Origin of the sequence: Streptomyces sp. NBC_01314 (genome assembly GCF_041435215.1) — a bacterium.
Classification (GTDB): domain Bacteria; phylum Actinomycetota; class Actinomycetes; order Streptomycetales; family Streptomycetaceae; genus Streptomyces.
Genome location: NZ_CP108394.1, coordinates 4,060,531 through 4,080,842, shown reverse-complemented (window position 1 = coordinate 4,080,842; position 20,312 = coordinate 4,060,531). Strand labels below are relative to the sequence as shown.

Sequence of the window (20,312 nt, the reverse complement as noted above, 5' to 3'; positions counted from 1 at the left end):
AAGCTGAGGTGAGCCGCCGTCATGTTGCTCGAAGTGCGTGGCCTGCACGTGGAGTTCCGGACGCGGGACGGGGTCGCCAAGGCGGTCAACGGGGTCGACTACGGGGTGGACGAGGGGCAGACGCTGGCCGTGCTCGGCGAGTCCGGTTCCGGGAAGTCGGTCACCGCGCAGGCGATCATGGGCATTCTCGACATGCCGCCCGGGAGGATCACCGGCGGCGAGATCCTCTTCAAGGGCCAGGACCTGCTGAAGCTCAAGGAGGAGGAGCGCCGGAAGGTCCGCGGTGCCGAGATGGCGATGATCTTCCAGGACGCCCTGTCCTCCCTGAACCCGGTGCTGAGCGTCGGCGACCAGCTCGGCGAGATGTTCGTCGTGCACCGGGGCATGTCGAAGAAGGACGCCCGTGCCAAGGCGGTCGAGCTGATGGACCGGGTCCGCATCCCGGGTGCCAAAGAACGCGTACGGGACTATCCGCACCAGTTCTCCGGCGGCATGCGCCAGCGCATCATGATCGCCATGGCGCTGGCCCTGGAACCCGCGCTGATCATCGCCGACGAACCCACGACCGCGCTGGACGTCACCGTCCAGGCCCAGGTCATGGACCTCCTGGCCGAACTTCAGCGTGAACTCCGCATGGGCCTCGTCCTCATCACCCACGACCTCGGAGTCGTCGCGGACGTCGCCGACCGCATCGCCGTGATGTACGCGGGCCGCATCGTGGAGTCCGCCCCGGTCCACGACATCTACAAGGCCCCGGCCCACCCGTACACCCGGGGCCTCCTCGACTCGATCCCGCGCCTGGACCAGAAGGGCCAGGAGCTGTACGCGATCAGGGGTCTGCCGCCCAACCTCATGAACATCCCGCCCGGCTGCGCCTTCAACCCCCGCTGCCCGATGGCCCGCGACGTCTGCCGTACCGACGTACCCCCGCTGTACGACGTGGAGCCGTCGGACGGGATCCGGATGAGCGCCTGCCACTTCTGGAGGGAGTGCCTCGATGACCACGACAGCCACGACAGCCACACCGGCTGAGCCGATCCTGGAGGTCAGCGGCCTGGTCAAGCACTACCCGCTCACCCAGGGCATCCTCTTCAAGAAGCAGGTCGGGGCGGTGAAGGCGGTCGACGGCGTCGACTTCGCCCTCGGCCGGGGCGAGACCCTCGGCATCGTCGGCGAGTCAGGCTGCGGCAAGTCCACGGTCGCCAAGATGCTGGTCAACCTGGAACGGCCGACCGCCGGTTCGATCCGCTACAAGGGCGAGGACATCACCAAGCTCTCCGGCAAGGCCCTCAAGACAGTCCGCCGCAACATCCAGATGGTCTTCCAGGACCCGTACACCTCCCTCAACCCCCGCATGACCGTGGGCGACATCATCGGGGAGCCGTACGACATCCACCCCGAGGTCGCGCCCAAGGGCGACCGCCGGCGCCGGGTGCAGGAACTCCTCGACGTGGTCGGGCTCAACCCCGAGTACATCAACCGCTACCCGCACCAGTTCTCCGGCGGCCAGCGCCAACGCATCGGCATCGCGCGCGGGCTGGCGCTCCGCCCCGAGATCATCGTCGCCGACGAACCCGTCTCCGCCCTCGACGTCTCCGTCCAGGCCCAGGTCATCAACCTGCTCGACCGGCTCCAGGGCGAACTGGGGCTGTCGTACGTGTTCATCGCGCACGACCTGTCGATCGTGCGGCACATCTCCGACCGGGTCGGCGTGATGTACCTCGGGCGGATCGTGGAGATCGGCCGCGACGCCGAGATCTACGACCACCCGACGCATCCCTACACCCAGGCGCTGCTGTCCGCGGTGCCCGTCCCGGACCCCGAGGCCCGCGAGCACCGGGAGCGGATCATCCTCTTCGGCGACGTGCCCTCCCCGACGAACATCCCGTCCGGGTGCCGCTTCCGCACGCGCTGCTGGAAGGCCCGGGAGCGGTGCGCGCTGGAGGTGCCGCTCCTCGCGGTCCCGGCGGAGTTCCGGCTCAGGAGCGGCCCGGCGGCCCATGACTCGGCCTGCCACTTCGCGGAGGAGAAGCAGGTGGTGCCGCCGGAGGAGCCGCCCGGCGACCCGACCGGCGACCCGTCCGAGGTGGCGGCTGACGAATCGGCTGACGGATCGGCTGAGGGGTCGGCCGGGAAATCCGTGGACGATCATGTGGATGGGGCGGAATAAGCGTACAAATATGCACCAAACGCGTTAACACGCAGGCAACTTGGCTGACGTCGTTCCGATATACGGACGCGCGAATCTAAATCGCGTACGGCCGTGCGGGTGCCGTAAACGGGCCGGGGCTCGCCATGTAGCCCCGGCCCGTTGCCGTGCCCGCCCGCCCCTATGCCAGTCCCAGCGAACGCTTCAGGAAGTCCACCTGGAGCAGCAGCAGGTTCTCCGCGACCTGTTCCTGGGGGGTGATGTGGGTGACCCCGGAGAGCGGCAGGACCTCGTGGGGCCGGCCGGCCGCGAGGAGCGCGGAGGACAGTCGCAGGGCGTGGGCGAACACGACGTTGTCGTCGGCGGTGCCGTGCACGATCATCAGCGGGCGGTGCGGCTCGGCGGGCGAGGACAGCCCTTCACCCGTGATCAGCGAACTCTTCGCGTACGCCGCCGGGTCCGTCGTGGGATCGCCCAGGTACCGCTCGGTGTAGTGCGTGTCGTACAGCCGCCAGTCGGTGACCGGGGCGCCCGCGATGCCCGCGTGGAAGACGTCCGGGCGGCGCAGCACGGCGAGGGCCGCGAGCCAGCCGCCGTACGACCAGCCGCGGATCGCCACCCGGGACAGGTCCAGCGGATGCGACTGGGCCAGGTCGTGCAGCGCGTCCACCTGGTCGTCCAGGGAGAGCGTGAAGTCGCCGTCGATCTCCTTCTCCCAGGCGGGCGAGCGGCCGGGGGTGCCGCGCCCGTCGGCGACCACCACCGCGAAACCCTGGTCGGCGAACCACTGCGAGGTGAGGTGCGCGTTGTGGGCGGCGAGCACCCGGGGGCCGTGCGGACCACCGTAGGGGTCCATGAGAACCGGCAGGGGTGTGACCCCGTCGTAGTCCCTCGGCATAAGCAGGGCGCACGGTACGCGGCGTGCGCCCCCCTGTGTAAACCGTACGCGCGGTGACATACCGGGGTCTTCCGCGCAAGACGCCACAGTCGCCACCTTCCCCCAGCCTCCGGCCGGGGGAACCCCCAGCTTCCTCCGGTCGCCGTCCCGCAGCACCTGTACTTGGGTACCCGGCCTCTCCGGAACGGCCGAGACCAGCACGGTCACGCCCCCGGCGCGCACCGCCGAGTGCACGCCGGGCTCCTGCGAGACGCGCTCCATGCCCAGCTCGTTCACGCGGTAGACGTGGATCTCCCCGATCTCCGGATCGGCCGCCGCCGCACCGGCCGACGCGGAGATCAGCACGTCGGCGTCGGCCACGTCCAGAACGGCTCGGACATGCAACTGCGGCCCCGTCAGCGGGCGTTCGCCGACCGCCAGCACCCGCGCGCCGCCCTCGTCCGCGACACGCACGAGTTGCCCCGACGGACTCCACGAGGGCACCCCAGGGAAAAGATCAAGCCAATGTGGATCTTCGTCGGCGTGCACCATCCGGGTCGCACCCGAGTCCGGGTCCACGGCCAGGAACAGCTGGCTGCGCTGATCCCGCGCCTGCACCAGAAGCAGCGGCGCACCCGCCCCTGACCAGTGCACATGCGCCAGATACGGGTAGCGCGCCCGGTCCCACACGACCTCCGTGCGGGTCCCGGACAGGTCGATCACGAAGAGCCGTACGTCCGCGTTGGCCGTCCCGGCCGCCGGGTACGCCACCCGCTGCGGGTCCCTCTCCGGCTGCGCGGGGTCGGAAATCCACCAGCGCCGCACCGGCGTGTCGTCCACGCGCGCCACCAGCAGGCGGTCCGACTCGGGCGACCACCAGAAACCACGCGAACGGCCCATCTCCTCGGCCGCGATGAACTCCGCCAGACCATGGGTGACGTTCTCCGGTCCCTCCTCCGCGAGCGCCAGGTCGTCGCCGCCCTCCGCCCCGACGACCCGCAGCGCGCCCCGGGCGACGTACGCGACGTAGCGGCCGTCGGGGGAGGGGCGGGGGTCGATCACCGGTCCGGGAACGGCCAGTTCACGTGCCGTGCCGACCCGCAGCTCGGCCACGAAGAGCCGCCCCGACAAGGCGAAGGAGGCCAGCTCCACGGCCGCGTCGGTGGCGTAGCCGACGATCCCGGCGCCGCCCTCGCGCAGACGCTCACGGCGTGCGCGCTCCTGCGCGGACAACTTCTCCGAGGAACCGGCGAGCAGTGCGCCCGGGTCGGCCGCCACCCTCTCCCGGCCCTCGGCCGGGGGAAGCCCCGCCCCGCTTCCCCCGACGCCGTCCCCGAGGTCCAGCACCCACAGCTTGTTCGCCCGCTCGGTGCCGGCGGAGGACCGCAGAAACACCACGCGGGAGCCGTCCGGGGCGATGGAGAACGCCCGTGGCGCGCCGAGGGTGAAACGTTGTGTCCGGGCGTGTCGGCGGGGAAATGACTCGGGCTGGGTCGTCATGGTCCGACCATATTGGCCATGCGCCCCCTTGTGCGGCCGTGCGCCGATCGATGCGCGCGTATGGATAGTTATGATCACTACCGCTGGGTGGGTATGAACCTGCTGGCCGCTGTATGGATTCACAACTGCGTCACCCACGTCACCGGTTGACGACGGCTCCGCCGTCAGCCTTCGACAACTGCTTCGCTCCCCAGGTCCCAGGGAACTTTTGGAGGTGAGCCGCCGTGGCACTCTCGATTTCGGCGGTGGTGCTGCTGGCGATCATCGTCTTCATCCTGATCAAGAAGTCAGGGTTGAAGGCACCACACGCGATCATCTGCATCCTGCTCGGTTTCTACCTCGCCTCCTCGACCATCGCGCCGACGATCAGCGAGCTGACGACCAACATCGCGGGCATGATCGGCAGTATCAAGTTCTGACGCCTCCGGCCGCCGGGGTCTTCCCGGGCCTGTCCCACCGGGCCCTCGACCCTCGCGGCCGGCCGTTCCTGTGAATGACCGCGCCCGGCACAGGGGCGGGCCGGGGGCCTCGTAGGGTGGGCCCATGACGGATCTGCCCTCCCCCAACGCTCGGCCGGGGGGACCCCCATCTCGCTCCGTTCACCGACTGCTCCTGGTGCACGCGCATCCGGACGACGAGTCGATCAACAACGGCGCGACCATGGCCAGGTACGCGGCCGAGGGAGCCGGGGTGACGTTGGTGACCTGCACCCTCGGCGAGGAGGGCGAGGTCATCCCGCCCCGTTTCGCGCACCTTGCGCCCGACCGTGACGACACGCTGGGCTCCCATCGGGCGGACGAGCTGGCCGAGGCCATGAAGGAACTCGGAGTCACCGACCACCGTTTCCTCGGCGGCCCCGGCCGCTACCGTGACTCCGGGATGATGGGCGTCGAGCAGAACGAGCGCCCCGGCGCCTTCTGGTCCGCCGACGTCGACGAGGCCGCCGCCCACCTGGTCCGGGTGATCCGCGAGGTCCGCCCCCAGGTCCTCGTCACCTACGACCCCAACGGCGGCTACGGCCACCCCGACCACATCCAGGCCCACCGCGTCGCCATGCGCGCGGCCGACCTGACCCCCGACCCGGACTTCCGCCCCGACCTGGGCGAGCCCTGGGACATCGACAAGGTCTACTGGAACCGGGTGCCGCGCGGGGTGCTCCTGGAGGGCTTCGGCCGGCTCCGCCGCGACCTCGCCGAGCCCGGACGGCTGCCGTTCAAGCAGGCCGCGAGCGTCACCGATGTGCCCGGAGTGGTGGACGACCACATCGTCACGACCGAGATCGACGGCACCGGCTTCGCGGCAGCGAAGGCCGCCGCGATGCGCGCGCACGCCACCCAGATCGAGGTCGCCGAGCCGTACTTCGCCCTCTCCAACGCGCTGGCACAGCCCTTCCTGAGCACCGAGTACTACGAGTTGGTACGCGGCAGACGCGAAGGGGGGAGCCGGGAATGTGACTTGTTCGAGGGGATTCCCGGCATTTCTTTCGAGGAACGGCAGAACGGAACGGCCCTGTGATGCGTACGCATGTGTATGACAAACGAGTGGTGCGTTCGCCCGACCGCCGAGCGGCGGTCCGGCGATGAAGCGGACGGACCGGCCGACGGGCGGGCAAGGCGGCGCGCTCGCCCAGCCGTTGACGTTTCCCCCGCTGGCGCGCGCCGCCGCCCACCTGGGGCTCTTCGTGCTGGGAGCGGTGGTCGGCGTGGCCGGAGGGCTGCTCCAAGCGGCCTGGTTCCCCGGCGGATTGCTGCTCGCGCTGCTGGGCGCCGCCGGGCTCTTCCTGGGTGGCGCGCGGGCGACGGGCAGCCGGGCGGGGGCCGTTGCGCCGGCCTCCGGTTGGATGATCTCCGTCGTCCTGCTGACGTCCACCCGGCCGGAGGGCGACTTCCTGTTCGGCGCGGGAGCCGGCTCGTATCTCTTCCTGCTCGGGGGCATGGCTGTGGCTGTGATGTGCGCCACCCTTGGGTGGGGGCGGCAACCGACCGGGCCCGACGTCCGACTTGGGAAGTGACCACCACTTCGCAGCAGTGCGCGGGTGCGGGTCCGGTGTGGGTTTCCCACGCGGTCGTGGGTTACGCGCCGGAAGTGGCCAGTATGGTGGTGCGCGCCGCCGAGCTGCCCGCTGAGTTGAGGTCGTGAGGGCGGCGGAGCAAACCGGGAGATCCTGCCTTGAGTCGTGAAACTGACACTTCGTCCTCCGGGGCCAATGGGCGCGGTAGCACCGCGTACCCGTCGGGGACACCGCCGTACGGCACGCCCATGGCCACCGAGGCCGGTGCCGAGGCGGCCCGGTCGGCCGCCGGCGAGCGACCGGACGGCCCCAGGACCGAGACCACGCTGACCACGCGGGTCCGGATCAACATCCCCGGCTCGCGTCCGATCCCGCCGGTCGTCGTCCGCACACCGGTCGGCGACGGCGCGGGCGCCGCTGACGGCACCGGGTCCGAGTCGGAGACCACCGGCACCACGGCCATGCCCGTGTTCACGGACACCCCGGCGCCCGGGCCCGACCCGGCCGCGCCGGCCGAGCCCACCAGCGACTGGTTCGCGCCCCGCAGGGGCGGCGCCACGCCGCCCCCCAAGGGCGCCAGCGACGGGGCCGGGTTCTCCACCGGGTCCATCGGTGGCCCGGTCACCGGCGCGCAGGGCGGCCCCGACCCGGGCGCCCGTCCCGGCGGCACGGGCCCGATGGCCGGGGGTCCCGGCGGCACGCAGCCCGGTGGCCCGCGCCCCGGCGCGAGCGCCGGCCCCAGGCCCGGCGGTACGAACGGCGCCGGGCTCGCCGGTGCCACCGGCGGTCAGCCGGTCGCTCCCGGCCACGGCGGCGGCACCGGCTCCTTCGACGTATCGGCCGCGCTGGCCGGCACCAAGCCCGAGCGCGACGACCTGCCGTACTTCTCGGACAACGGCGGCGGCCACCCCGGCGGCCCGAACGGCCGCTCCGGCCCGGCGGGCCCCACCGGCGGCCCCGTCACCGGCGACAGCCCGCTCGGCCCGCCGCCCGGCCAGGGCGGCACCGGCAACCCCGGCTACCAGGGCAACCCCTTCGGCGGCCCCGACGCCGACTTCTCCGCGTCCGGCGGCTACGCCCGCCCCGGCGGCGGCCTCAGCGACGACACCGCGGTCCTCACCCCGCAGCGGCAGGCCCAAGAGCCGGGCGCCCCGGGCTACGGCGGCGGCCCCGGCCCCCACCTCGACAACCCCTCCGGGCACACCCTGACCAGCGGTATCCCGGTCGTGCCCCCCGGCACCCAGGGCACACCGTTCGGCGCGGGCGGCCCCGACGGCGCGGTGCGGCACACCCCGCCGAAGCTGCCCGACCCCGCTCCGCAGGCGAAGTCCGGCCCGGCGAAGAACACGAAGTCCGCCAAGCCGGCCAAGAAGAAGGGCCGCAGCAAGCTCGGCCTGCTCATCGGCGGTGCGATCTTCCTCGGCGGCGGTGTCTACGGCGCCGGTCTGCTGATGAACCACTCCGACGTCCCCAAGGGCACCACGGTCCTCGGCGTCGACATCGGCGGCGGCACCCGTGACGAGGCCGTCAACAAGCTGGACGCGGCCTTCGGCAAGAGCACCGACGCGGCGCTGAAGCTCACCGTCGACGGCGAGACCGTCTCGCTCAGGCCCGACCAGGCCGGACTCCAGTTCGACAAGCAGGCCACGGTCAGCGCCGCCGCCGTCAGCGACTACAACCCCGTCTCCGTGATCGGCTCGCTCTTCGGCCAGAAGCGGGTCGTCGCGCCCGTCATGCCCGTCGACGAGGAGAAGCTGGAGGCCGCCCTGCGGCGCGCCGCCGGCAGCTCCGGCTCGGCGAGCGACGGCACCGTCAAGTACGAGGCCGGCAAGGCCGTCGCCGTCTACGGCAAGGCGGGCAAGGGCATCGACGTCGACGAGTCCACCGACGCCGTCGAGGAGGCCTACCGCACCCAGGTCGAGACCGGCACGGTCACCGCCGTGCGGCTCCCGACCACCACCAAGGAGCCGTCGGTCGACAAGGCCGAGGTCGACCGGTTCATGAAGGAGTTCGCGCAGCCGGCCATGTCGGGCAGGGTGACCGTCCAGACGGACCCCCTGCACAGCGTCCCGATGAGCCCGGAGAACTCCCTCTGGAGGTTCATGACCGTCAAGACGGTCGACGGCAAGCTCGTCGACTCCTACGACGAGAAGGCCCTCAAGGAGCTCTACGGCGGCGCCTTCGACGGAGTCCTCATCACCCGTGGCAACGGTGAGAAGACCCCGGTCACCGTCGAGGACGTCTACAGCGCCCTCCGCCAGGCCCTGAAGAGCACGACGGACCGCACGGCGGTCATCGAGACGGACCCGAGCTAGCCGGTCCCGGAGCGGCGCGGAGGGGGCACCCGGCACACGCCGGGTGCCCCCTCGCCGTATCCCGGAGTCGTCACTGTCACCGTCCCCGGTATGACTTCTGTCATGCCGGGATCAGGACCGCCGACACTGCCGACGGCACCCCCCGCGCGCCGACGATGGTGCACATGACGACCACGACGACGGCCACGACGAAGGCCACCGACTCAGCGGTGGTGGGATTCGACAGGGTGACGAAGGCGTACGGCGACGTGCTGGCCGTGGACGGCCTGACGCTCGCCCTGTACCCGGGGGAGACCGTGGCCCTGCTGGGCCCGAACGGCGCCGGCAAGTCCACCACCCTGGACCTGCTGCTCGGCCTCAAGAACGCCGACAGCGGCACGGTCGGTGTCTTCGGCACGAGCCCGCGCGAGGCGATCGTCGCCGGACGCGTGGGCGCCATGCTGCAGAGCGGCGGGCTGATGGACGACGTCACGGTCGCCGAACTGGTCCGGCTCGCCTGTGACCTGCACCCGAGGCCGTACCCGGTCTCCGACGTCCTCGCCCGCTCCGGCATCACCCAGATCGCCGACCGCAGGGTCCACAAGCTCTCCGGCGGCCAGGCCCAGCGCGTCCGCTTCGCCCTCGCCACAGCCGGTGACAGCGACCTGATCGTCCTTGACGAGCCCACCACCGGCATGGACGTCTCCGCCCGCCAGGCCTTCTGGGCGACCATGCGCGAACAGGCCGACCAGGGCCGCACCGTCCTCTTCGCCACCCACTACCTCGAAGAGGCCGACGCCATCGCCGACCGCGTGCTCGTCCTGCACCGGGGCCGACTGCTGGCCGACGGCACGGCGGCCGAGATCAAGGCCAGGGCGGGAGCCAGGAGGATCTCCTTCGACCTGCACGGGAGTCCGGCCGACGAGGCCCGGCTGCACACCCTGCCCTGCCTGACCACCATCGACGTGTCCGGCCGTACCGTCCGCATCCAGTCCACCGACGCCGACGCGACCGTCCACGCCCTCTACGGCCTCGGCGTCTACCCCCGCAACCTCGAAGTCGGCGGACTCGGCCTGGAGCAGGCCTTCGTCGCCATCACCGCCGCCGAGGAGGCGAAGCAGCAGTCATGAACAGCCTGATCAAGCTGGAACTCATCCGCGCCCTGCGCAACCGCAAGTCCATGTTCTTCTCGGTGCTCTACCCCTCGCTGCTGTTCCTGCTCATCGCGGGCAGCGCGAGCAGCACCGAGAAGCTCGGTGACACCGGTCTGACCCTCCCGACCTACATGATGGTCTCGATGGCGTCCTTCGGCGCCCTGACGGCCGTCCTGATGGGCAACAGCGAGCGCATCGCCAAGGAACGCGAGGGCGGCTGGGTACGGCAACTGCGGCTGACGACTCTGCCGGGCCGCGGATACGTCTTCGCCAAGACCGCGAGCGCGGCCGTGGTCAGCCTGCCGTCCATCGTGATCGTCTTCGTGGTGGCCGCCGCGGTGAAGGGCGTGCGCCTGGACGCCTGGCAGTGGCTCGCGCTCACCGGGGCGATCTGGGCCGGCAGCCTCGTCTTCGCCGCGCTCGGCGTCGCCATCGGCTACCTCGCCACCGGGGACGCGGTCCGGCCGATCACGATGATCGTCTACTTCGGCCTGTCGATGCTCGGCGGCCTGTGGATGCCCACCACGACGTTCCCCGAGTGGCTCCAGGAGATCGCGAAGTGGGTGCCCACCCACGCGTACGCTGCCCTGGGGCAGGCCATCGAACAGAGTCAGGCCCCGCACACCAAGGACGTCGTCGTCCTGGCCGTCTACTTCGCCCTGTTCGCGGGCGGCGCGGCCTGGCTCTACCGGAAGGACACGCGGAGGGCGTGAGCGCCGTCGGTATCGGGCAGCGCCCGCAGAACCGCAGGCAGAGGGCGATCAAGTTCCTCTGGACAGGGATCTGGCTCGCCTATCTGAGTGCCCCTGTCAGCGACCTGCTGCACGGAGGCCACAGCGCCGGTGTCGTCGTCCTCGGCTGGATCGGCCTGGTGGCCTTCGTCACCTGGTACTTCGTCCTTGTCTTCCGCACCGGCCGCCGCGACACCACCCGCATGGTGCTCGGCGCGCTCGCCGTCCTCGCCGTCCAGTCCTCGATCCTCGCCCTCAGCCTCGGCCGTGAGTGGCTCGTCCTCTTCGTCTACGTGTCGGTCGCGTCCGGCGCGGCCCTCCCGCTGCGGCTCGCCCGCTTCACCATCCCGGCGGTGTCGGCCCTCCTCACGGCCATCGCGTTCGCCGTACCGGGCGGCACGGCCTATCTCGCCCCCCTGCTCCTCCCGGCCCTCCTCGGCGGCTTCTCCATGACCGGGGTCCGCGAACTCGTCCGGACGACGAGGGAACTGCGCGAGGCCAGGGCGACGGTCGCCCAGCTGGCCGCGAACGAGGAGCGCCTGCGTCTCGCCCGCGACCTGCACGACCTTCTCGGCCACTCCCTCTCCCTGATCACGCTCAAGAGCGAGCTGGCGGGCCGGATGCTCCCCGGCCGGCCCGAGGAGGCCGCCCAGCAGGTCGCCGACATCGAACAGGTCAGCCGCCAGGCACTGGTCGACGTCCGCGAGGCCGTCACCGGCTACCGGCGCCCCCGCCTGGGCGCGGAACTCGCGGGCGCCCGGGACGCGTTGACGGCGGCCGGCATCACCCCCGAACTGCCCCTCGACCCCCACTCCGCCCTCACCGACGCGTCCGAGGACAGTGAGTCCGTCCTCGCCTGGGCGCTGCGCGAGTCCGTCACCAACGTCGTACGGCACAGCGGCGCCCGCCGCTGCACGGTGGACCTCGTCCGCCGCCAGACCCTCGACGGCCCGATGCTCGAACTGACCGTGGACGACGACGGAACGGGCGCCCCCGACGGCCCGGCCGGCGCCGCCGGCGACGCCCCCGGCAGCGGTCTCGCGGGTCTCGCCGAGCGGTTGGAGAAGGTGGGCGGAACCCTGGAGGCGGGCCGCTCCCGGCACGGCTTCCGCCTGGTGGCCAGGGCCCCCGCCACGCCTTTGGACCCGGACGTAGGATCCGGCGCATGACCCGAACGATCAAGGTTCTGCTCGCCGAGGACCAGTCCATGGTCCGCGAGGCCCTGGCCGCCCTGCTCGGCCTGGAGGACGACATCGAGGTCGTGGTCCAGGTGGCCCGCGGCGACGAGGTCCTGGCCGCCGCCCGCGCCCACGCCGTCGACGTGGCCCTCCTCGACATCGAGATGCCGGGCGCGACGGGCATCGAGGCGGCGGCCGAGGTCCACCGGGCCCTCCCGGCGGTGAAACTGGTCGTCCTCACCACCTTCGGCCGCCCCGGCTACCTCCGCAGCGCCATGGAGGCCGGCGCCGACGCGTTCCTGGTCAAGGACGCCCCCGCCGCCCAACTCGCGGACGCCGTACGGAGAGTGCTGGCAGGAGACCGGGTCATCGACCCCACTCTCGCGGCAGCGGCCCTGGCCGGGGGCGCGAACCCTCTGACCGACCGGGAGCGCGAGGTCCTGCGAGCGGCGGCCGACGGCTCCACGAACGCGGAACTCGCCAAGACCCTCCACCTCTCCCAGGGCACGGTCCGCAACTACCTGTCGACGGCGATACACAAGCTGGCGGTGAGAAACCGAACAGAGGCGGTCCGCACGGCACGGGAAAAGGGCTGGCTGTGACGGCCGGGGCAGCCCGGAGCAGCCGGGAGAACCCGGGGGCGCGGGGCTGTGGCATCGAGTGACTCCGCCGCGTGGGCGCGACCGGCCACAACGCACCCGCACCCGCCGACGCGCAATCGCTCCCACGGCGAACGGGCACCCTCAGTTCAACAGAGCCCGAGCCGCCCCCGCCTGCCTCCGCACCTTCTCGGCCGCCCCGGCGTCCACCCCCGCCACCACCTCCGCATACTCCTCCAACGCGGTGGCACCGCGTACATACTCCCCCCGCTGCACGAGCAACCGGGCCCACTCGTACCGCAGCCGCGCCGGATGCGAGGGCATCGCCAACGACAACTCCAGCGCCCACAACGCGACATCCGTCCGCTCGGGCCGGGCGGCGGCCCACGCCCGCACGTTGTTGAGGATCCGCACCATCACGTCCAGCGGATCGGCCGGAGTCAGCATCCCGGGGGCCAGCGGCGCCCCCGTGGCCCCCGCGACCAACAACTCCGCATCGTCCCCGCTCAACACCCGCCCCCCGTCGAACGGATCGGCGAGCACCTGCTCCTCCTGCGGCCCGAACCCCACCACGAAGTGCCCCGGCAGCGCGACGCCGTACACGGGCGCCCCCGCCCGCCGGGCCACCTCCATCCACACCACCGACAGCAGGATCGGCAGCCCTCGCCGCCGTTCGAGCACCTGATGCAGCAGCGACGACTCCAGTCGCTGGTAGTCCGCGGCGGAACCACGGAACCCGTGTTGACCCCCGAGCAGTTCGGCCGTCGCGACCGCCCACGCACGCGGCCCGCCGGGCCGGTACGGCATCAGCCCGGCCAGCCGGTCGAGTTCGATCTCGGCGGCGTCCAGGCCCGCCTCGTCCGCCGCCCCGTCGCCCGCCGCCCCCACCAGCAGACACAGCAGGGCCAGGTCGGGCCGCTCGGCCCGCGCCGCCTGCGCGAACCGCCGCCGCACCTCGTCGGCCCGCTCCGGCTCAGGAGGACGAGGCGCCGGCACCGCCGGCTGGTGCCCGCTCACGACGATCCGTACGACTCGGAGCCGGAGCCGGGGCCGGGGTGGGAGCCGCCACCGGGACCGGCGTTCTCCGGTTCCGGCTCCCGATAGTGGTGATACGAGTGATGCGCCGCGAAGCCCATCCCCCCGTACAACGCCCGCGCTCCCGAGTTGTCCGTCTCCACCTGCAGCCAGCCGGCCGAGGCACCCTCGTCCAGGGCCCGCTGTGACAACGCCGCCATCACGGTCGTGGCGAGCCCCCGCCGTCGCTGGGCGGGATCGACCTCGACGGCCGAGAACCCCGCCCACCGCCCGTCCACGACGCACCGCCCGATGGCGGCCGGCCCCGCCCCTTCCGCCCCCGGCACGGTCGCGAACCACACCGAGGGCCCGCTCCCGAGCACCTTCAGCGCGACCTCGCCGAGACCCTTGCGCTGGTAGCGGCCGAGCCATGCCTCGTCCGCGGTCCGGGACAGCTCGACCCCGGCCGCCTCCCGGTCCGCGACCGGCGCGAGCGCCCCGATCCACACCTCGGCGGTGACGTCACGGACCCAGCCGCGCTCCGCCACCTCGGCGCAGAGCATCTCGTGGGTGCCTTCGGCGCCCGTGGCCAGCTGTATGAACGCGGGCAGCCCCCGGGCCGCGTACCAGCCGCGTACGGCCGTCAGGGCCTCGTCCAGCGGCATTCCGGGGTCGCCGAGGGGCAGCACCGAGTTGGCGCGCCGGGTGAAGCCGGACGCGGCCCGCAGTTCCCACTCACCGAGCGGCTCCCGCTCGACCGGCTGCCAGGCCCGCGCGGCGACCCGCGCGAGTTCCCCGAACGAGGCGGCGGGGCCACGTCGGCGGGCGGGGGCGGCGGGGACGGTCTTCCCCGCCACCAGCGACGACTCCTCGATCCGTACCCGCTCTCCGTTCCTTCGGGTGATCAGCAGGACGCCGTCGTCCCATGATGTGAGAACACCAACCGTGTCGGTGAATTTCCCACCCTCGGTGGCATCGTCGTCGACGCGCCGCACGGACACGCGTTTGCCCACGTCAGCGGCGGAGACACGGATCTCGAGACGTCCACCGGCAGAGATTTCCACAGGTCCGTCCACCCCTCCTGTTCGGATCATGCCCAGGAACGGAGATACTAGGTGCGGGCATCGACGACGCCGCGCTCCCGCGCGCCAGGCGGCGGAGCCTGAGGAGGCCCGCCGGCGCCCTATCGAGGAGGAACGACAGCGTGACCTACGTCATCGCGCAGCCTTGTGTCGACGTCAAGGACAAGGCATGTATCGAAGAGTGCCCGGTCGACTGCATCTACGAGGGTCAGCGGTCCCTCTACATCCACCCGGATGAATGTGTCGACTGCGGTGCCTGCGAGCCGGTGTGCCCGGTTGAGGCGATCTTCTACGAGGACGACACCCCGGAGGAGTGGAAGGACTACTACAAGGCGAACGTCGAGTTCTTCGACGAGCTCGGCTCGCCCGGTGGTGCCAGCAAGCTCGGCCTGATCGAGCGTGACCACCCCTTCGTCGCCGCACTGCCGCCGCAGGCCTGAGAGCGACGCCGCAGGCCCGGGGCACGGCCCCTGTGGCCCGCATCCGCGCCGCCTCGGTCCCGTACGGCCCGATCACCATGATCGCCGTACGGGGCCGAGGCGTTCGCCGTACGAGGGAACGTACGAGAAAGTGAGCCAGATCCCGTGTCCGCAGTCAGCGACCGCCTCCCCACTTTTCCCTGGGACAAGCTGGAGCCGTACAAGGCGACGGCCGCCGCTCACCCCGGTGGCATCGTGGACCTCTCCGTCGGCACGCCGGTCGACCCGGTTCCCGAGCTGATCCAGAAAGCGCTGGTCGCGGCCGCGGACTCGCCGGGCTATCCGACCGTCTGGGGCACCGTCGAACTGCGCGACGCGATCACGGGCTGGCTGGAGCGCCGCCTCGGTGCCCGCGACGTCACCCACCACCACGTCCTGCCGATCGTCGGCTCCAAGGAACTCGTCGCCTGGCTCCCCACCCAGCTGGGCCTCGGCCCCGGCGACCGCGTCGCGTACCCGCGCCTGGCCTACCCGACGTACGAGGTGGGCGCCCGACTCGCCCGCGCCGACCACGAGGTCTACGACGATCCGACGTCCCTGGACCCGGTCGGCCTCAAGCTCCTCTGGCTGAACTCGCCGTCCAACCCCACCGGCAAGGTCCTCTCCAAGGCCGAGCTGACCCGGATCGTCGCCTGGGCCCGCGAGCACGGCATCCTGATCTTCTCCGACGAGTGCTACCTGGAGCTCGGCTGGGACGCCGACCCGGTCTCGGTCCTGCACCCGGACGTCAACGGGGGCTCGTACGAGGGCATCGTCGCCGTCCACTCCCTCTCCAAGCGCTCCAACCTGGCGGGCTACCGCGCGGCCTTCCTCGCCGGGGATCCGGCCGTCCTCGGCCCCCTCCTCCAGATCCGCAAGCACGGCGGCATGATGACCTCGGCCCCCACCCAGGCCGCGGTGGTCGCCGCCCTCGGGGACGACGACCACGTCCACGAACAGCGTGCCCGCTACACGGCACGCCGTGCGGCCCTCCGCGGGGCCCTGGTCTCCCACGGCTTCCGGATCGAGCACAGCGAAGCCAGCCTCTACCTGTGGGCCACCCGAGGCGAATCGTGCTGGACCACCGTCGCCCATCTCGCCGACCTCGGCATCCTCGTGGCCCCCGGCGACTTCTACGGCCCCGCGGGTGACCACCACGTACGCGTGGCCCTCACGGCGACGGACGAGCGGGTGGCGACAGCGGTGGAGCGCCTGGCCCGGGCCTAGCCGCGGCTGTCCCCGCTTGGGCGATCCGCACGATACGGACACGAAACGAAGGGGCCCGGGGAATCTCCCCGGGCCCCTTCGACGTACGGAAGGTCAGCCGAGCGGCCCTTGCACCGGCAGCTGACCGGTGGGCAGCCCACCCTTCGTGGCCGTCTTGGTCGAGTCGCCCAGAACGGTGCCGGCGGAGCCGGCGGTCTCTCCGGCGGCCTTCTGCGCGACGGGCGTCGTCGTCTTGACGGCCTTCCCGCCGGTCTTGCTCACGGTCGGCAGGGTCTGCTTGGCCGCCTTGCTACCGGCGTCGCTCGCGACCCCGGTGGCGTTCTGCGTCGCGCCGTCCACGGTGTTACCGGCGTTCGCCCCGTCCACGGCGGTCAGGCCGCCGAGGTTCGGGGTGGCCGGGAGTTCGGGCGCCGCACTCGCGGAGCCGGCCGCACCGACCACGGAGGCCGCTCCCGCTGCGGTCAGCAGCGCGGCTCGGGCGATCCGGCGGGTCAGGGGGAGGGACATGGTGCTCCTTTGACGGAAGAGAACGTTGAAGTGTCCGACCGTGCCCGGGAGTTGAGCGTTGGAGTGGATCGTTCCGGGCTCGGACGCAGTGACTACCGCTCGAAGCCCCCGAAGGTTGCGGCGACCCGACGTAAAGAGTTTGCAATGCGTCGCATTATCAAATGCGGATTCAGTCGGACAAACGCCACCCGGTCCGAAAGTCTGCTGAATCCTTACGGCTCTACGGCCCCAAGCGATTCCGCGACGCCGGGGTGAGCAGCCGAAAACCCGCGCGCCCCGTCCACACGGTGCTCCGCGCGTACCCCGCACGGGTGAGGCTCGCGGCCTACTGTCCAGTGACGATTCGGACCTCGGTGGTGGAGCCCGCCGCGTCGCCCGACGTGCCCTCGGCCTCGCGCCACGCGCCGGCCCGGCCCTCGGCGACCCACTCCCGGCCCGCGTACGTGACGCGCTCGACGCCCAGGCGGGAGGAGTTGGCCACGGCCCAGTGCGCCAGTTCCCAGCCGCGCCGCCGGATCTCCCCGGCGTCCTTGGCGTCCGCGAGGGGGATGGTCACGGTCCCGGCGATGGGGGAGACGCTCGGACTCGGCGACGGGCTCGCCTTGGCGGAGGCGGCGCCCTCGGAGCCGACCACCGCCGCGGCGGTCTCGAACGCGTCGTCCCCGAAGTCCCGCGCGAGCGCGCCGCGCACGGCGTCCGGGCCGCCCGCGTAGGCGCTGCCGGTGCCGGTCGTCTCCTGGCGCCCCTCGCACGTCAGCGCGGCCGCCGACCGCCCGGTCAGCGCGGCGGCGAGCAGCGTGGCGTCGGGCTCGTGCTTGGCGTACGCCTCCGGGTAGCCGCTGCGCTGCACCCGCTGGGCGGCGACCGTCAGCGGCAGCCGCTCGTAGTCGTCGACCTTGACGAGGTGCTCGTAGAACTCGCCCGCCGCGTACACCGGGTCCTGGATCTGCCGCTCGGTGCCCCAGCCCTGCGACGGCCGCTGCTGGAAGAGCCCGAGGGAGTCCCGGTCGCCGTGCGGGATGTTGCGCAGGCCGGACTCCTGGATCGCGGTCGCCAGCGCGATCGTCACGGCCCGCTCGGGCAGCTCGCGCGAGGTGCCGACCGCCGAGATCGTCGCCGCGTTCGCCGCCTGCTCGGGCGTGAACTCGTACGACGCCCCGTCGTCCGCCCCGGACACGACCACGCATCGCGGTGTGCCGTTCCCCCCGGTCAGATACTGCACGGTGAGATACGCCCCGATCGCGGCGAGCACGACGAAAGCCGCCATGAACTGCAGCACACGACGGCCGCGACGGCGGGGACGGGGACCTGGGGGGAAGGGGTACGGCTCCGACACGCACTCCAAGGTACTGGAGAGTAACGGCCCTCGTGCAGGAGTTGTGAACAGCGATGTGACCAGTGAGGCAGGAGGGACCGGATCCATCCGCCGGGCGGCCCCGCCCCGGCGGCGCGTTAGGGTCGGGGACATGGCCGAGACCCCCATTGACCTCACGCTGGACGCCGCGCTGCTCACCGCGCAGCTCGTCGACTTCCCCTCAGAGAGCGGCACCGAGAAGCCGCTCGCGGACGCGATCGAGACCGCCCTGCGGGCCCTGCCGCACCTCACGGTCGACCGGTACGGCAACAACATCGTCGCCCGCACGAATCTGGGCCGGGCGGAGCGCGTGGTCCTGGCCGGCCACATCGACACGGTCCCCATCGCGGACAACGTCCCCTCCCGCCTCGACGAGGACGGCGTGCTGTGGGGCTGCGGCACCTGTGACATGAAGTCCGGCGTCGCGGTCCAGCTGCGCATCGCGGCCACGGTCCCGGCCCCCAACCGCGACCTGACCTTCGTCTTCTACGACAACGAGGAGGTCGCCGCGGACCTGAACGGCCTCAAGCACGTCTCCGAGGCCCGTCCCGAGTGGCTGGAGGGCGACTTCGCGGTCCTCCTGGAGCCCACGAACGGTGAGGTCGAGGGCGGCTGCCAGGGCACCCTGCGGGTCCTGCTGACGACCAAGGGCGAGCGCGCCCACTCCGCCCGCGGCTGGATGGGCTCCAACGCCATCCACGCGGCGGCCCCGATCCTGGCGAGGCTGGCGTCGTACGAGCCGCGCTACCCGGTGATCGACGGTCTGGAGTACCGCGAGGGCCTCAACGCGGTCGGCATCTCGGGCGGCGTCGCCGGCAACGTCATCCCCGACGCCTGCGTGGTCACGGTCAACTTCCGCTACGCGCCCGACCGTACGGAGGAGGAGGCCATCGCCCACGTCCGCGAGGTCTTCGCCGACTGCGGGGTCGAGGAGTTCACGGTCGACGACCACAGCCCCGGCGCCCTGCCCGGCCTGTCCCACCCGGCGGCCGCGGCCTTCATCGAGGCGGTCGGCGGCACCGCCCAGCCCAAGTACGGCTGGACGGACGTCTCCCGCTTCAGCTCCCTCGGCGTCCCGGCCGTCAACTACGGCCCCGGCAACCCGCACTTGGCGCACCGCCGCGACGAACGGGTCGACCCGGCGCAGATCCTGACGGGCGAGGAACGCCTGAGGTCCTGGCTGACGGCGTGAAGTGTCCCGGGTGGCAGATCGGGGCGGACACGCTCACGTCCCCCGTCCGTAACCCGTATGGATCTACGCTGAGGTGAACCACCAGCACGGCGGAGGGAGCGGACATGGCGACCGGCAACCCCGAGGGTAAGAAGCAACCACCGGAGGAGCAGCGGCTCGGGCCGGTGCTGCGCAGACGCGGCCAGGTCCAGGCGAGCACGACGGACCAGCGGCTGCTGGACGCGGGCGGTCCCTCGGACTGGGTCCACACGGACCCGTGGCGCGTCCTGCGCATCCAGTCCGAGTTCATCGAGGGCTTCGGCACGCTCGCCGAACTCCCGCCCGCCATCAGCGTGTTCGGCTCCGCCCGCACGCCGGCCGACTCACCGGAGTACGAGGCGGGCGTCCGGCTCGGCCGCGGTCTGGTGGAGGCCGGCTTCGCCGTCATCACGGGTGGCGGGCCGGGCGCGATGGAGGCGGCCAACAAGGGTGCCCTGGAAGCGGGCGGCACGTCCGTCGGCCTCGGCATCGAGCTCCCGTTCGAACAGGGCCTCAACCCCTACGTCGACATCGGCCTCAACTTCCGCTACTTCTTCGTCCGGAAGATGATGTTCGTCAAGTACGCCCAGGGCTTCGTGGTCCTCCCCGGCGGCCTCGGCACCCTCGACGAACTCTTCGAGGCCCTCACCCTCGTCCAGACCCAGAAGGTCACCCGCTTCCCGATCGTCCTCTTCGGCGAGTCCTACTGGAGCGGTCTCGTCGACTGGCTCAGCAACACCCTGATCGCCCAGGGCAAGGCCGCCGAAAAGGACCTGACCCTCTTTCACGTGACGGACGACGTGGACGAGGCGGTGGCCCTGGTCTCGAAGGAGGCGGGTCGCTAGACCGTGGTTGTCCCGCGCCCCGGAAGGGGCGTGGGGAACTGCGCGATCAACTCCGACGAACCCGTACCCGCCCACGCACCCGACGACCCGAGTCGGTGGGCGGGGGTCAAAGGGGCGCAGCC

The 20,312-nt window shown here is 71.8% G+C and carries 19 protein-coding genes; 14 read left to right on the top strand and 5 right to left on the bottom strand.

Features of this window, described 5'->3' with window-relative positions:
• The first annotated feature begins 21 nt into the window (after positions 1-21).
• Positions 22-1,032, top strand: a complete 1,011-nt coding sequence (locus OG622_RS17810; RefSeq protein WP_371577121.1) for an ABC transporter ATP-binding protein — start codon at positions 22-24, stop codon at positions 1,030-1,032.
• Positions 998-2,170: an ABC transporter ATP-binding protein gene (locus tag OG622_RS17805; RefSeq protein ID WP_371577120.1), complete on the top strand. Its 1,173-nt coding sequence runs from the start codon at positions 998-1,000 to the stop codon at positions 2,168-2,170. The genes OG622_RS17810 and OG622_RS17805 overlap by 35 nt, the downstream gene beginning before the upstream one ends.
• Positions 2,171-2,330: 160 nt before the next feature.
• On the opposite strand, the gene OG622_RS17800 is transcribed toward OG622_RS17805, so the two are convergent.
• The gene (locus OG622_RS17800; protein ID WP_371577119.1) at positions 2,331-4,526 is read right to left on the bottom strand and encodes a prolyl oligopeptidase family serine peptidase; all 2,196 of its coding nucleotides are present in this window, start codon (positions 4,524-4,526) and stop codon (positions 2,331-2,333) included.
• Between the two features lie 224 nt (positions 4,527-4,750).
• Between OG622_RS17800 and OG622_RS17795 the strand changes: the two genes are divergently transcribed.
• The 8 genes from OG622_RS17795 (at position 4,751) to OG622_RS17760 (ending at position 12,496) form a co-directional block, all read left to right on the top strand.
• A complete protein-coding gene (locus OG622_RS17795) occupies positions 4,751-4,945 on the top strand; it encodes a hypothetical protein (RefSeq protein ID WP_005480627.1) in 195 nt (64 codons plus the stop codon).
• A gap of 124 nt (positions 4,946-5,069) precedes the next feature.
• The gene (gene mshB / locus OG622_RS17790; RefSeq protein ID WP_371577118.1) at positions 5,070-6,041 is read left to right on the top strand and encodes an N-acetyl-1-D-myo-inositol-2-amino-2-deoxy-alpha-D-glucopyranoside deacetylase; all 972 of its coding nucleotides are present in this window, start codon (positions 5,070-5,072) and stop codon (positions 6,039-6,041) included.
• Positions 6,042-6,105: 64 nt separating this feature from the next.
• Entirely contained in the window at positions 6,106-6,537 is a 432-nt protein-coding gene (locus OG622_RS17785; protein ID WP_371577117.1) for a DUF6113 family protein, read from the top strand.
• A gap of 248 nt (positions 6,538-6,785) precedes the next feature.
• A complete protein-coding gene (locus OG622_RS17780) occupies positions 6,786-8,852 on the top strand; it encodes a hypothetical protein (RefSeq protein ID WP_371577115.1) in 2,067 nt (688 codons plus the stop codon).
• Between the two features lie 155 nt (positions 8,853-9,007).
• Positions 9,008-9,961 carry an ABC transporter ATP-binding protein gene (locus tag OG622_RS17775; RefSeq protein ID WP_371577114.1) on the top strand — a complete coding sequence of 318 codons (954 nt, stop codon included), beginning with the start codon at positions 9,008-9,010 and terminating at the stop codon, positions 9,959-9,961.
• The gene (locus tag OG622_RS17770; protein WP_371577113.1) at positions 9,958-10,698 is read left to right on the top strand and encodes an ABC transporter permease; all 741 of its coding nucleotides are present in this window, start codon (positions 9,958-9,960) and stop codon (positions 10,696-10,698) included. The genes OG622_RS17775 and OG622_RS17770 overlap by 4 nt, the downstream gene beginning before the upstream one ends.
• Entirely contained in the window at positions 10,695-11,885 is a 1,191-nt protein-coding gene (locus OG622_RS17765; protein WP_371577111.1) for a sensor histidine kinase, read from the top strand. The genes OG622_RS17770 and OG622_RS17765 overlap by 4 nt, the downstream gene beginning before the upstream one ends.
• Entirely contained in the window at positions 11,882-12,496 is a 615-nt protein-coding gene (locus tag OG622_RS17760) for a response regulator (protein WP_371577109.1), read from the top strand. The genes OG622_RS17765 and OG622_RS17760 overlap by 4 nt, the downstream gene beginning before the upstream one ends.
• Positions 12,497-12,637: 141 nt before the next feature.
• On the opposite strand, the gene OG622_RS17755 is transcribed toward OG622_RS17760, so the two are convergent.
• Both OG622_RS17755 and OG622_RS17750 read right to left on the bottom strand, forming a co-directional pair.
• Positions 12,638-13,510: a transglutaminase-like domain-containing protein gene (locus tag OG622_RS17755; protein WP_371577108.1), complete on the bottom strand. Its 873-nt coding sequence runs from the start codon at positions 13,508-13,510 to the stop codon at positions 12,638-12,640.
• Positions 13,507-14,571: a GNAT family N-acetyltransferase gene (locus tag OG622_RS17750; RefSeq protein WP_371577107.1), complete on the bottom strand. Its 1,065-nt coding sequence runs from the start codon at positions 14,569-14,571 to the stop codon at positions 13,507-13,509. The genes OG622_RS17755 and OG622_RS17750 overlap by 4 nt, the downstream gene beginning before the upstream one ends.
• A gap of 140 nt (positions 14,572-14,711) precedes the next feature.
• Between OG622_RS17750 and fdxA the strand changes: the two genes are divergently transcribed.
• Both fdxA and OG622_RS17740 read left to right on the top strand, forming a co-directional pair.
• A complete protein-coding gene (fdxA, locus tag OG622_RS17745) occupies positions 14,712-15,029 on the top strand; it encodes a ferredoxin (RefSeq protein ID WP_005480604.1) in 318 nt (105 codons plus the stop codon).
• A gap of 144 nt (positions 15,030-15,173) precedes the next feature.
• On the top strand, positions 15,174-16,274 hold the full coding sequence (locus OG622_RS17740; RefSeq protein ID WP_371577104.1) for a bifunctional succinyldiaminopimelate transaminase/glutamate-prephenate aminotransferase: 1,101 nt from the start codon (positions 15,174-15,176) through the stop codon (positions 16,272-16,274).
• 93 nt (positions 16,275-16,367) lie between these two features.
• Here OG622_RS17740 and OG622_RS17735 read toward each other — a convergent pair whose 3' ends face one another.
• Together OG622_RS17735 and OG622_RS17730 are read right to left on the bottom strand one after the other, a co-directional pair.
• The gene (locus tag OG622_RS17735) at positions 16,368-16,781 is read right to left on the bottom strand and encodes an ATP-binding protein (RefSeq protein WP_371577103.1); all 414 of its coding nucleotides are present in this window, start codon (positions 16,779-16,781) and stop codon (positions 16,368-16,370) included.
• Positions 16,782-17,106: 325 nt separating this feature from the next.
• The gene (locus OG622_RS17730) at positions 17,107-18,048 is read right to left on the bottom strand and encodes a heavy metal transporter (RefSeq protein ID WP_371577102.1); all 942 of its coding nucleotides are present in this window, start codon (positions 18,046-18,048) and stop codon (positions 17,107-17,109) included.
• A 199-nt stretch (positions 18,049-18,247) separates the two neighbouring features.
• Here OG622_RS17730 and dapE point away from each other — a divergent pair, with 199 nt between their 5' ends.
• Both dapE and OG622_RS17720 read left to right on the top strand, forming a co-directional pair.
• Positions 18,248-19,327, top strand: coding sequence for a succinyl-diaminopimelate desuccinylase (gene dapE, locus OG622_RS17725; RefSeq protein WP_371577101.1), 1,080 nt, complete (start codon positions 18,248-18,250; stop codon positions 19,325-19,327).
• A gap of 104 nt (positions 19,328-19,431) precedes the next feature.
• Positions 19,432-20,190 carry a TIGR00730 family Rossman fold protein gene (locus OG622_RS17720; RefSeq protein ID WP_371577099.1) on the top strand — a complete coding sequence of 253 codons (759 nt, stop codon included), beginning with the start codon at positions 19,432-19,434 and terminating at the stop codon, positions 20,188-20,190.
• Positions 20,191-20,312 lie beyond the last annotated feature (122 nt).

Bases quoted from the DNA above. Each gene is read 5' to 3' on its own strand.
- OG622_RS17785 (WP_371577117.1), top strand. From the start codon at position 6,106: ATGAAGCGGACGGACCGGCCGACGGGCGGGCAAGGCGGCGCGCTCGCC.
- OG622_RS17780 (WP_371577115.1), top strand. From the start codon at position 6,786: ATGGCCACCGAGGCCGGTGCCGAGGCGGCCCGGTCGGCCGCCGGCGAG.
- OG622_RS17770 (WP_371577113.1), top strand. From the start codon at position 9,958: ATGAACAGCCTGATCAAGCTGGAACTCATCCGCGCCCTGCGCAACCGC.
- OG622_RS17800 (WP_371577119.1), bottom strand. From the start codon at position 4,526: ATGACGACCCAGCCCGAGTCATTTCCCCGCCGACACGCCCGGACACAA.
- OG622_RS17810 (WP_371577121.1), top strand. From the start codon at position 22: ATGTTGCTCGAAGTGCGTGGCCTGCACGTGGAGTTCCGGACGCGGGAC.
- OG622_RS17775 (WP_371577114.1), top strand. From the start codon at position 9,008: ATGGTGCACATGACGACCACGACGACGGCCACGACGAAGGCCACCGAC.
- OG622_RS17735 (WP_371577103.1), bottom strand. From the start codon at position 16,781: ATGTCCCTCCCCCTGACCCGCCGGATCGCCCGAGCCGCGCTGCTGACC.
- OG622_RS17760 (WP_371577109.1), top strand. From the start codon at position 11,882: ATGACCCGAACGATCAAGGTTCTGCTCGCCGAGGACCAGTCCATGGTC.
- OG622_RS17805 (WP_371577120.1), top strand. From the start codon at position 998: ATGACCACGACAGCCACGACAGCCACACCGGCTGAGCCGATCCTGGAG.
- OG622_RS17730 (WP_371577102.1), bottom strand. From the start codon at position 18,048: ATGGCGGCTTTCGTCGTGCTCGCCGCGATCGGGGCGTATCTCACCGTG.
- OG622_RS17720 (WP_371577099.1), top strand. From the start codon at position 19,432: ATGGCGACCGGCAACCCCGAGGGTAAGAAGCAACCACCGGAGGAGCAG.
- mshB (WP_371577118.1), top strand. From the start codon at position 5,070: ATGACGGATCTGCCCTCCCCCAACGCTCGGCCGGGGGGACCCCCATCT.
- dapE (WP_371577101.1), top strand. From the start codon at position 18,248: ATGGCCGAGACCCCCATTGACCTCACGCTGGACGCCGCGCTGCTCACC.